The following is a 12,448-nucleotide window of genomic DNA, read 5'->3' as shown; positions in this document are numbered from 1 at the left end:
TGCGTATCCAATCGGTCCAGCCGGGCCAGTTGTCTGCAGTAACTCCTCCACGGAAGATGCGCTGCACGCCGCTATGCCGAATACCGAGCCTCTTCCTCAACATCTCATAGATAAGGGCGCGCTCCTTCGCTGTACCAAGCGATGACTTGAGATCGAGCGCTGTCCCTGGCGTCAGGCTGATGAGATTGATAGGCCGTGAGGTGATTCCACCCTCCTGTCCAATCTCGAGCGGCAGCAGCGTGAGGCGGGTGTTCAGCGGTTTGGTCGCCGAACCGATCACATTGAGAGACTTTATGTTCTGTTCGGCGATTGCTTGATTGGAGCAAATATAGATCACGTCGATCCGATCGACCTTGCCAGTCAGCTCTTCGATCGCCTTCGCAATGACGCCCCGTGCAACCATGGTTTTTCCGAGGCCAACTTCGTCGGCGACGAGAAATTGGCGTTTGGCCGATGCATCCGTAAACAGACGTCGGAAAACATAGTCCACCGTGGCTCGCTGGAACGGCTTGAGGAGCTTCAAATGCTCTTCGGCGCGATACGTCATTGGCGTGCACCCTTCGAAGCCACGAGCGGTGCAAAGCTGGACCACAGCTTGAGGAACTCCTCTGGTACGATACTTGTGCCGCCATCCGGATCTTGAAGGCACTTGATGAGCTGGCCGATCTCGATGAGCTCACCGCTACCGAGGCTCAGCGCTCGCACCATCGGCTCGAGGAGGGAAGCACCACCTTGGCCGAGCCGTCTCAGCCATTGCCCTTCGCCCGCGGTTTCGCTTTCCAGGAAGCTGCCTTCGCCGAGGCTCCCGAGCAGCAAACTAAGATACCGGAAGAAGTTTTCAACATTGGCGATATGGGCTCGCAGGACGGCGGCATCGCGTCCATCAGGAAGGCCGATGAGCCGAGCACCCAATGTAAAGGCAAGCTCTACACCTGTTTCCTCGTCTCGCAGTCGCATCCCTAGCCAACGGGTGACGTCGCCCAACGGAACGGCGCCAAGTGCCTTTCTAGGCTCCATGCCGGAAAGCAAGGGCGCCGCGTCATATCCCCCTTCATTCGCAACCGTAATCGCGCGAACGAAGCAGCTCACGCCTTCGGGGATCTCGATCGGCGGAGCCTTGCCTGCGACTTCGAGTTCGAGACCGATAGCCTCGGTCAATTGCACGCAATGAAGATCGAGGGGCAGACCGGCAATCTTGCTGCGCAATTTTTCGAGAGCCTTTTCGGCAGCCGCGGCAGCATCCTGCTCTGGCGGTTCGGCCGGTGCGTAAGGAGCTAAAAGTCGCTGAAACCCGTCCGAAAAGAGGGCTTCTTCGATCGTGCCCATACGGGTCTTGGGGCCATCGAGCGTGGCCATGATTTCGACGTTCTGTGTCCGCCCTCCGCGGATCGGTAAGAGGGCGGCAGTTGTCGCGTTGGCCGAACCAATATGGATCTGCAGACGCGAGCCGCGCTCCACGAGGTAGGCTTTGGCGTGGAGGCCATCGAGATCAGCCGAACACGCTTCGTCGCGATCCTCCTCCTCATATTCGGTAGCGCGCTCATCAAGAGTTCGAATTTCAAACATCTCGCGAACGGCGTGGTTGATACAGTCGAGTTCATTGGCTCGCGCCACAAGCTGACATGCTGAGGGGTCATCGTAACCCTCGGCCAAGTGCTTGAGAGCATCACCGCTCACGAACGGTGACAGAATGGCGAGGCGCTCGCCTTTGTGCGGGGACCAAGTTCCCACGTCCAATCCATTGACCGCGAACCTGATCTTGGTCGCCCCGGCAGGCAGATCGTCCCAGAAACAGCGTTGGAGATCTCGCAGGAGCGACGGAAGGAATTTGGGCGCCGGAGGCCGGGTGACTGAATTTGCCAAGCCGGGCACTGCTCGAAGGAGCTGCACGACGGGCTCATTTACCTTATTGATATCCTCTTTGACGGTGCCGTCGAGGCAGAGAGCCAAATCCCAGCAACGGTCATTGGTCAGGTTCCGTGAGAGAATGGCCAGGCGCATGCGACTTGGCTCTCCCTTTCGTTCCGGCTGAAACCGGATGCACCACAATTTGGGATGAAACGCGCCGCCGCCTGGTGCCGAGACCTCGGTGATTGTCTTTTCGTAGAGAGCCATCAGGCGGGCTGCGGCAGGACGCGTTTCCTTTATGCGGCCCCGGTCGCAGTAAATGGCCATCCGACCAGCCATCCGTTCGACGCTTTGCAGTAAAGCCAAGGGGCTGCGTAACATCTCGTTGCGGTTTTCGGCGTCCCGAAAAACGATGGCGATAGGGATGGCGAGGGCAGTCTCGAAGTCGAGCGAGTAGGTCGTCGCAACGGCGTGGTCGAACCGATACCTATCGGGCGAGCGCATGAGTGTGGTGTACAGTTCGCGATTTTCCGGGTCGAAGGCGGGGTCAACCGGCATCTGCAAGCTCCCCAAGATAGCTGCTGGCGATCCTCCACCTGAAATCGAGGCGCGCGTCGCCAGAGGCACCCGACCAACGCTCAAGTGGGGCGTCGTGCAGGAGCCGCGCCTTCATCCGCTTAAGTCCATGTTCCCGCTGCTTGAGAAGCCCAATCGCAAGGTTATTGGCCTCAAGCTGCACGGTGCCGTCCCGCGCTATCGATACCCAGCCGCGGACAAAATCGCGCGATGCCTTGCTTAGATTGTGGCTGGTCTTCGAAATCAGGCCAAAGAGATCGTCAAGATCCCAATCGCTCAAAGCCAGGTGCCCAAGCTCCGCCTTCCAGTCTTCAAGTCGCGAGCGGTAATCCCCCACGAGCCTAGGAGCGTCTGCGTGTTTTTTCGCATTCGGCCGTTCGGCTGCGCGAAGTGCCAGCAACAGGTTGTAGAGCAGACTGGCGCCATACATCACACCCGAGAATCTTTCGGCGTGTCGCAGTATCGCACGATTTGAGTCTGACACGGTGTCTTCGCTCACCTGCCAGGGCCAGTCCTCGGCAAAAGACTTTGCCTTGCGTGCCAATTCGTTCAGCAAGCTTGCCCTCGCATTGCTCGCGATGCGATCGCGCAGAAAGTCAGCTTCTCCTCGCGTCAGCGCGAAGGCAGTTTTATCGAAGAGATTTCCGGGCGGTTTCGGGAGGTTAGATGTCCACAGTTTGAGATCATGGTCCTTGAGGCTTTCGGGCCCGTAAGAGTGGAAGGTCGCCTGGTTGCCTGGCAGCGTCCGAATCCCCAAGGTGTGCAGTCCGGCCCAGTAGACACTCGAGGGTAGCCGTTTGAGGCTTCGACCGGCGAGACGACCAATCACATCAACTGTTTCCCCGTCTCGTAGAAGTGCTTCGCTCAAATCAAATTCCAGATCGCGAGCAATGACTGTCCGTTCTGCCTGCGTCGCCCTTCGGCTTTGGGCCTCCAGATAGATCCATGGAATGAACAGCATGTAGCGCAGTCGCGTCTGGATGGTGCTGGTCCCGGGGAAGAGGAGATCGGCAAGGGCATCGCGCACCGTGCCTAGGCCAAGCTCATCGCGAGCTTCTGGCTGCTTGAACAGGTCGATCAGCGTTTGAGCGCGCCGACGCTCCTCGGGGTCGAAATCAATCCAAGCGAGATAAGACATCAATTCTGCCTGCTATTTCTTTGGCTTCATCTGCGGCCGATCCGCCTCTGCTGCCTCGCTGTCGAACTTTAAATCAGCAACCAGGGCCTCAAGTTCGGACAGATGCGCGATGAACTCCTGGGGAAGGGGGACAGCTACCGTATCCGCCGCGGGATTGTCGTGGCTGTGAGTGTTTGCGCGGGTCATGCCTTCGTGGAATCGTATTGCCAACGCGTCCGAGAGTCGAACATAGCGCAGTAGCTGGGTTTGGATGACATCCGTTCCTCTTCGCACGATGTCCCGGAATATCACTTCCTCCACCACACGCTCGTAAGTGTCGCGTAATCGGCCGTAGAGGTTCTTCACTCGGTACTCGTACTCGGCCGGGCTGGTCGCAAGCAGCTTCGTCAGTTGTGCTGAGTCGTTCTTCAACAGCCCGATGCGCTTGCCGACGTTTTGCCCCTTCCACGGCATCCCTGCCGTATCCACTCTGCCAGCGGCAGCCTTGTCGCTAAAAAGTGCCACCGTGACGGGCTCGATGCCCACTTCATCAGCCGCGCGACTGAGTTCATTGAAAAACACAATATCGTGCGTAAACACGATGACTTGTCGCTTGGTTGCCTCCTCAGCGATCCGCTGGGCGACCCTTGCACTTCGATCGCGATCGAGCGACGAAACCGGATCGTCAATCACGATCGGACCTGAACCGTCGGTCAAAGCAACTTCGGTCAGGAATCCGGCAAGAGCCAAGGCACGCTGCTCACCCTCGCTCAGGATATCCGAGGTGACCTTGGCCAGTTTTGTCTTGGGATCGACCTCGAATTCCGCCTTTGTCTGATTGCTCTTGCGTGCGAGGCCTACCTTGAGGTGCATGATGTCGAAGCGGGCGCGCTCGGCATCAAAACGCGTGACGACGGCTGTTGTCAGGTGGGCATCGACAAGCTCATTCGCGCGCTGCGTAATGCCACGAGTGTGAACGTCGGCGAGAGCCTTGGAGTAGGCGTCATCAACGATGAGCAAATTCCGTCGCACGGTGAGCTTCGTTTTGTTGATGGAGAGCAGCTTGCGGTCCTCAAGCTCCGTCTTTTCCGCCAGGAGTTTGATCCGCTCTTCGTTGTCTCCCGCCTGCGCTAGTCCATCCTTTTCGCCTTTCAATTTGAGCGCGAAAGTTTCCAGCTGCTCGATCGGCACGACAAGAGGAGGAATTGTCTGACTGCTCTCGCCCCGCAATCGCGCGAGGGCCTCCGCTCGCCGTGCGACCGCCGATGCCTGGAGAGTTGCGAGGGCACCAGCAAGCATCTCGTCCCGCCTTTTTACCTGCTCGAGACGGTCGGCAAAATCGGAGGCGCCAAGGAGAGGCAAGGCATGCACGCTTCCCAGGACGTCTTCGACGGCTTCCTCAGCTTCCCGGGCGGCGGCATCGAGTGTGTCATCCATGTATTTTTGGAAACGCTGCATGCGAGCAGCACCGTCGGGCAAAAGCGGCTGCTGGCATAGCACGCATGCAGCAGCGCCGCCGTCTGCCACCAGAACCGGGAACTCCTTATCCTTATACGCTTCTGTCACCGAGTAATTGCGAGCCGCCGCCCAAAGTGCCCGCCATGCACCGCTTCCGACACCTGGCAGAGGTTCATCGGTGAACAACTCGCCAGCGGCTACCGTCGCTGCCTGGCGTGTTGCAACTGCTGAAGCGCGGAGCTTTCGAAGCTCGTCCAGTGTTGCATCTGCGAATGCCGATCCGACAGCCCGGACCTCCAGCAGCAGCGCATCTGTCCACTTCAAAAGCGCGGTGACGTCGGCAGCGGCGGCAGCGCCTGCGGAAAGGGCGGAGGTGAGTTCAGCGAGACGCTGCTGGTCCGTCTCGGTAAACGTCGTTGCCGACTCAATCTGCGCATCGGTTGTGGACTTGTTCAGCTGCTTGTTGAAGAGCTGAGCCGCGGTGCCGTGCTGGGCAGGAAACGCGAGCGCAGTCAGTTCGACCTTGTTGCCGACTTCCTTCGCCCGTTCTGCCTCCAGTTTCTCCTTCAAGGTAATGCAGACTGCGTTGAGCCGATGCGGCAGGGCCAGTCCGAAAGGAAGAAAACGGATTTGATTTCCGCCGTCGACGTAAAGCTCGGCGGAGGCCGTATCAAACACCGCAACTTGCATGAGCTGCGGCGACGCTGCGTTGCCTGGCGACCAGGGAACTACTGCCTCGCCTTCGCCGGCGTCGATCACGATGTCGGCTGTCTGAGGGCCGGGCGTGCTTCCGTAAACGTCAGCAAGAACCTTCAGCCTGGCTGCGTTCTCAATGCGCGTCCGACAAGCGGTGCGAAAGATCCGAACAAACCCGCTTTTGCCGCTCCCGTTGCGACCGTAGATGATCGTCAAAGCCTTGGGACAGAACGTGAGAGATGCCTTGGGCACCAGCCGATTCACATTCTCGACATTGGCGATGCGCTTGAGGACAATCGGTTGATATTCTCCGTTCCCAAAGTGGGCTTTCGTAAACGGTATCGGGGCGGGCGGCGCCGAAGTGAGCGCAAAGCCGGCCGCGTATTTGACCATCGCCAGCAGAGCCACAATGTCAGCATCCGTGAGCTCATTGCTGATCGCCAGCCGCCGCAGAGCGTCCTGTTTCCAGGTCGAGAGTTTTGCCGACCAGTCGACAACATCATCAATCGGCGTCCCCGCCATTATCCTTCCCCCATAAAAACCCTAGCGAATTCCTGTTGGACTCTAGCTAGGAGGATCCAGCAATATGCTGTCTCGCCCTGGCGATCGCCTCGTCCAGCCGCGCGCGCGATACCGCGGCAAGGCGCTCAACTCCAAGAAGATGGGCCATGTCGCGTGCAGGATCGGACATCTCGAGAAGTCCGGGATTGTCGATCACGACCGAGGCAAGCTCGGCCAGCGGTATGTCGGCAATTGAACGTCGCGCTTCCTCGTTGACCGGCTGACGATAGGGAAGGAGATCCGAGAGCCCGCCCTTTTTCCAAATGAATTCGCCGCTGGATTCCTGCGTGCGATCCAGATCTCGCAGGTTCAGGTCGATCCTCTCGCGGATGCGGCCGCCCGTGCGCAGCCAACCGTGAACCCGTGCAATGCGCTGGGCGAGAACGTCGGAGCGCAATGGGCTCTCCGTGTCAACGACGGCTTCGATTATCCCGCGCAGCGTGGTGCCGTAGCTAATCTCGAAGAATTGCTCGGGGTCCGGCCGAAAGTCGGTTAGATCCGTCACACGATAACGGGTTTGCTCGCCCTGGTTTTGGGTTGGCTCGTCGACGATTGTTGAAAATCCTACAAAGGCCGAGGGCTCGGGTGCTGTTGCAACTCTTGCAGAAACCAGCTCAACCTCGGACGTGGTCGGGAGGGGCAGGGACTCCTCGATTGGGGCCGGCGTCTGCGCCTCCGGTTCGCCTGTCGGCTCGAGCTGCTGACCCATATCCCAACGCGTTGTCACCTCCCCCGTCTGCTCGCTTGAATGACGCGCCCGGCTTTCCTCAAGCAGGCTCTCCAGGCTTGCGTGAAGGCGATCCGCGCAGCTCTTTGCGTCAAACCACCAATCCGTCGACCAGACACGAAGGATGGTCCAGCCGAGCCCGGTCAGAACCTGCTCGCGAACCTTGTCGCGATCCCTTGCCGTCGCCGATCGGTGGTAGGTCGCTCCATCGCACTCGACGCCCGCGAGGTAGGCCCCAGTCAGATCCGGGTGACGAATTCCCAGATCAATTCGGAAGTCGGAAATCCCGACTTGCGGAACGACTGTCCAGCCGCGCTGCTCAAGATGATCGGCGACTGCTTCCTCGAACGGGGAATCGAAGCCGCCCACCGATCCAAGGTCCTGGGCGGGCAATGCAATTGGGCCGCGTTCGGCATAGTCGAGGAAGGTCTTCAGATGCTGGACTGCGATCGCCTTGCTTCGCGATGGATCGATCTGGTCCGCCGTGAAACCGGAGAAGACGATCAGTTCCTGGCGGGCGCGTGTTACCGCGACGTTGAGGCGGCGCTCGCCACCGTCTCGGTTCAACGCCCCAAAGTCCATTGCTGGCGGCCTCCCGGAGGCATCCTTGTAGAATGTGATCGAGAACAGAATAACGTCTCTCTCGTCGCCCTGGACGTTCTCCAGGTTCTTCACGATCGTCGGCTCGATCCGGTCTTCGGCAAAAAACCATTCGAGTTCCGGATGGTCTCGGCGTGCGGCATCGAGCAGGTCCAGGATCAGTGACTGCTGTTGCGCATTGAAGGTGATCACGCCCAAAGTCGGGCGACCTTTCTCCGGTAGGGCCAGCCAGCCCATCATCCGGGTGACTGCCTCGCGCACGACCGCCATGGCCTCGACCTTGTTGGTGCGGCTCTTGCCACGGTCATAGACGCCATCAGGAACCTGGTGCAGGCGAACCGCGCGGTCATCGACAGCAGGCGAGGGGAACGTGACCAGGCGGTTGTGGTAGTAGTGATAGTTGGAGAACGCGATCAGCGATTCACTTCGGCTGCGGTAGTGCCATCTGAGGTCGCGCACCGGGATCCCGGACGCCCTTGCTTCATCGAGAATGCTCTCCAGGTCCTTCTCGTGATCCGCAATCTCCTCTTCGTCCTCGTTGCGGCCGAAAAAGTTGGTCGGCGGCAGTTGCTTGGGATCACCCACGATGATTGTCTGACGCGCTCTGGCTATGGCGCCGACTGCATCCCAGGTGGTGATCTGCGAGGCCTCGTCGAAAATCACCACGTCGAACAAAGCCTGGTTCGGGGGAAGGTATTGCGCAATGGAAAGTGGTGACATCAGCATGCACGGGGCAAGCTTGGCAAAACTCTGCGGCATCTTGCCGATCATGTCGCGGATGGACTGGCTCGGTCGCTGAAGCTCCATTTGATGTCGCAGCAAGCCGAGTTCGGAGTTGCGTGAGACGCTCTGTACCGGCGCAAGTCCATGGGCAAGCGCGCTGACGACCCGCTGGGTCGCATGAGTGCGCACCAGGTCGTCGATCTCGCGAAATTCCGTAATGGCGTTCTCGTGCTGGAACCTGCGGAAGCTTCGCAATACGGGATCGCCGTCGAGAACCTTCGGCAACCACCATCTGGCATAACCCGCACGAAAGGCCGACCGTGCTTGTTCGGGGGCTATTGTTCCCGTCTCGATTTGCCCAACAAGAGGCGCAAGATGGTGTTGGATCGCCTGTCTTTTCACCTGGCACCAGGCTGCCCAATCGCGAAACAGGTTTCGAGCATCCGCTAGCGCAATCAGCTTTGCTCTAAGCGCTTCAAGGCCAGGACCGTCCGAAGTATCCGCAACCTCCCGTGCCGAAACCTCGCCGAATGCCAAGCGCGCGGCCTCAAGTTCCTTGACGGCCGCCAGCAGCTGATCGCCGGCCTCGCGCAGCTGGTCGTTTTCAAGAGTCCCGCGCAGACTCGGCGCGACAGAACGGACGACGGCCCGAAATTCGTCCGGGCTGCGGCCAGGAATGCGAAGTGATACGCGAAGCCGTCGAGCAAGATCGAGGGTGCCGGCGATGGCCTTTACGTCCGTTGCCAGACCTTCGATCGGCAGTGGCTTGCCTGCCAACGGGCTTTGGTCGACCGCAGCCAGAAACTCCCTCATCCGACGGAGCAGCTGAAGTTCCTTGCCGGGGTCGGCGGTGCCACGTTGTGCTCGGCTTTGAAGCAGTTTCTGGATCTTGCTTTTGCCGAGCGCCGATCTTGGCCAGAACGACGCTTCAGCATCACGCCATTGGCGATCCATGACCTCCAGATCGAGGTCACGGACAGTCGCAACGTCATAGGTGGCGGAGAGCCTACGCTCGGTCTCTCGATATCCCTCGATTGAGCGCTCCAGAGCGGTGACCGCATCCGCGAAGGTCGAGAAATCCCGGTCATATGCTATCGAGATATCGCGACTGCGGGCCTGGGCCATAATCTGCGCCAACCCCACGAGCGACTGGATTTCGGCATGCGACAATGGCTCACTGGGGGCAAGACCTAGACAGGACTGATAGTCCCGTAACGATTCAGTCAATTGCCCAGTGGCGGAGTGCAGAGACGCCGCTGCAGCAAGCAACCTCTGTTGCCAATCGCTGCTCCATTCTCCAACATCGATCAGGTCCAACTCCGGCTGACGTTCAACCGACGCGAAGACCAGGCCGACCTGCGCGGCCAGATCCTCCAGTGCCAGCAGCGTTTGTGCGTCATGCGAGTCCTGCGTCTGCCACGTGAACGCCGGTGCCGGATGATCGTTCGATTTGAGTGCAATACCCAATGCCAGATAGGGCGTCCAACCGTTCTGGTAGCGCTTGTGGAGCGCCGCGACATAGGCGTTCAACTCGTCCCGGCGCGAGCGAAGCCGCTCATTGATGGCAATCCACTGTGAGGCGTCCGCCCGGCCACCATTCTCCCATGATGCCTTCAACTGGGCGAGAAAATGCCTGCGATCGGCCTTATTCGAATGCAGCTCAATACAGTGATTTCCAAGTCCGTGTTCGCGCAGCCGGCGGTAGACTACATCGAGCGCGGCAGTCTTTTCGGCCACGAACAGGATTGTTTTGCCGACCCCAAGGCAGTTGGCGATCATGTTGGCGATCGTCTGGCTCTTTCCGGTCCCGGGCGGCCCGACGATGACGAAGTCACGTCCCTCGGCCGCTGCCATGCTTGCCGATGTTTGCGAGGAATCCAGAGGTAGCAGGCTTATGATGCTTGAAGGTTCATACGCATGATCGAGCTCTGCCTCATCGCGAAAGGCCGACTGTCCGCCTGAGCTCTCGAACGCCTGCTGGGGCGTATCGATGAGGTGACGAACGACCCTGTTTTGACGAAGCGCGTCGGTGCGTTCGACAAGATCCTTCCACATCAGGAACTTGGCGAAGGAAAATGTCGACAGCGCGGTCTCGTCGATCACCTCCATGCCGGGAACATCGCGCACCGCCTGTCGCATCGAGGACAGGATCCGCGGCACGTCGATCCCGCTGTCGTCGAGGGGCAAGTCACCGGCAAATTGAGGAAGACGAAGTTCGAAATCCCGCTCCAGGAATTGAAGAAGTGTGGCATTGAAGTGTGGCTCGTCCTCATGGAAGCGGATCGTGAAGCGCGAGCTTGCGCTGCGCCGCTCAAGCCGGACCGGCACCAGCAGCAGCGGCGCCCGGTAGCTGCGCTCATCCTCCGGTTTCTTCTTCCAGCGGAGGAACCCGACGGCGAGGAACAGCGTATTTGCTCCGCCCTCAGCGAAGTCGTTGCGAACCTGCCGGTAGAGGTCGATCAGCCTCGCTTCAAGCTGGCGGACATCCAAGGTGGAGGCGAGCTCATCCCTGAGCAGCGCTTCAGCCGCGAACCCGCGTTGCAGATCGCGACCGTGGACATCCCGATAAAGCTCCGCATCGCGTTCTCCCAAAGGGTTTTGCTCTGGCAGCGAAATAAGACGGACCGCGGCCCCGTTCGCCAACCTGTCTTCCAGATAGGCGACGTCGGTGCACAGGAAGGGAATTGTCTTCTTCGAATCGGGGAAATTAAGCAGCCGGTTCCTGAGCGTCAGGTCGAGCAGCTTCTTTTGCCAGCGGTCGATGCGCCCTGCCGCTGTGGTGGGCTTGATCTCAACGGCCTCAGCCGGCATCTCCCCGATTGCTGGCGCCGCCGGAAGCGGCAGAGCCGCAACCGCAGTTGCCGACTCTTCGTCGGCGACTTTGCGTCGGACCGGCTCGTGCGAGGCGAGCGGCGTGATGCCGCCGCTGCGTGATCGCCGCACGTCTATGGCTGCGACGAAGGCATGTGCCTGCTCCTCCGCAAGCCGGACACTGAGCGCATTCTGCGCGGCTTCTAGCGTCAGCGCAGGCCGGTGCGTGACGCCTGTGGTCTCAAATGCAATGAATTCGCGCGAGGCCAGCGCCTTGCGGACCTCCATCTGATCCTGCTCAACCGCATTGGCAAAAGTGCACTTGGCCAGCCAGACCCCCGCAGCCGCATGTCCATCAAACATCAGGACGGCGGGATGGAGACCGGCTGCCTCCAAGGCCGCCGCGAAGAGAAGCGAGGTATCCAGGCAGGTCGCGAGGCGCTCCTCGGCAATCGTCGTCGGGCGCCTGACCTTCTGGCCACGGCTCTCGAAGCTTGCGGGAGGCTCGGCATAGTGCAGCCCCATGCCGGTCATCGCCGAATAAATTGCGGCAGCCAGCATGTATGCCCGTTGCGGGCTTTGCGATTGATAGCCGTCGAGGCCACTCGGATGCCCGTGCGCGGCAAGCCGTTCGGCCGCTGCCTTAAGGATCGGCGCAACGCCGGGATCATTGGGCATCACGAACGCCGGAAGCAGTTGCGCCATGTCCGCGACGCCACCCCACTCGTCGCGCGCAAGCAGCCTCACCGTCACTCGCTTTTCGTCCAGGACCTCATCGGCTGCAGACAGGCGCAAGGTAATCTCACCTCGCTCAGCCTCGTTCAGGCCGGCGAGATATCCAGCGTCAAGCTCTACCTTGCGGTCACTCAGCTGGAGCCGGTCGCCTGGGATGAGGCGGTCTACCGGCCAGGTCTTCGGCCGCAGGAACGACGGTGACGACGTAAGCTCCAGCCGGCAATTCTCAAAACTGCGGGCGGTGTCGTTATCGAGCCGGATGGACCGGATAACCGGAATCGCATTCTGAAAGGATGCATAAGTGAAGCTGGACGCGACGTCGGCAACTATGGCCGAGCCAGGTGGCCTACCGGCAACCTCACTATTATTTGTAAACTCTGAACTATCTGCAGATTGCATTGACCCCACACCCCCGCGTGGAGATTAAGGAATTTCTTGCGGATATAAAAGGCTCTTGGCAGACGAATGAATACAAAAGCTTCGCTTATCCACGCGATAGTTGAGGCTCGCAACGGAGAGGTTAGGCCTGTCAATGCTCCCTTACAAGAAGGTTGCAGACACCCTATCCTGACTTCGAGGCCTCAACTCACAGATAC

General features: G+C 59.7%; 4 protein-coding genes. All 4 read right to left on the bottom strand.

Translation table 11 applies throughout. From position 1 onward, the window contains the following. Positions 1-543 precede the first annotated feature (543 nt). The 4 genes from X738_RS74485 to X738_RS74470 are packed head-to-tail and all read right to left on the bottom strand — an operon-like array spanning position 544 to position 12,251. Positions 544-2,406: a phospholipase D family protein gene (locus tag X738_RS74485; RefSeq protein WP_023802843.1), complete on the bottom strand. Its 1,863-nt coding sequence runs from the start codon at positions 2,404-2,406 to the stop codon at positions 544-546. Continuing rightward, a complete protein-coding gene (locus X738_RS74480) occupies positions 2,396-3,562 on the bottom strand; it encodes a DUF6361 family protein (RefSeq protein ID WP_023802842.1) in 1,167 nt (388 codons plus the stop codon). Before X738_RS74480 ends, X738_RS74485 begins: the two co-directional genes overlap by 11 nt. Positions 3,563-3,574: 12 nt before the next feature. Next, complete coding sequence (locus tag X738_RS74475; protein WP_023802841.1) at positions 3,575-6,217, bottom strand: AAA family ATPase; 2,643 nt, start codon at positions 6,215-6,217, stop codon at positions 3,575-3,577. 46 nt (positions 6,218-6,263) lie between these two features. Further along, positions 6,264-12,251 (bottom strand): DUF3320 domain-containing protein, encoded by a 5,988-nt coding sequence (locus X738_RS74470; RefSeq protein WP_031256512.1) that lies wholly within the window; start codon positions 12,249-12,251, stop codon positions 6,264-6,266. Positions 12,252-12,448 lie beyond the last annotated feature (197 nt).

Origin of the sequence: Mesorhizobium sp. L48C026A00, from assembly GCF_000502375.1 — a bacterium.
Classification (GTDB): Bacteria; Pseudomonadota; Alphaproteobacteria; order Rhizobiales; family Rhizobiaceae; genus Mesorhizobium; species Mesorhizobium muleiense.
This window is presented reverse-complemented; position numbering and strand designations above follow the sequence as displayed.

What these genes read in the sequence shown, in the direction of transcription:
- X738_RS74485 (WP_023802843.1), bottom strand. Translation starts at nt 2,406, where the DNA reads ATGCCGGTTGACCCCGCCTTCGACCCGGAAAATCGCGAACTGTACACC.
- X738_RS74470 (WP_031256512.1), bottom strand. Translation starts at nt 12,251, where the DNA reads ATGCAATCTGCAGATAGTTCAGAGTTTACAAATAATAGTGAGGTTGCC.
- X738_RS74480 (WP_023802842.1), bottom strand. Translation starts at nt 3,562, where the DNA reads ATGTCTTATCTCGCTTGGATTGATTTCGACCCCGAGGAGCGTCGGCGC.
- X738_RS74475 (WP_023802841.1), bottom strand. Translation starts at nt 6,217, where the DNA reads ATGGCGGGGACGCCGATTGATGATGTTGTCGACTGGTCGGCAAAACTC.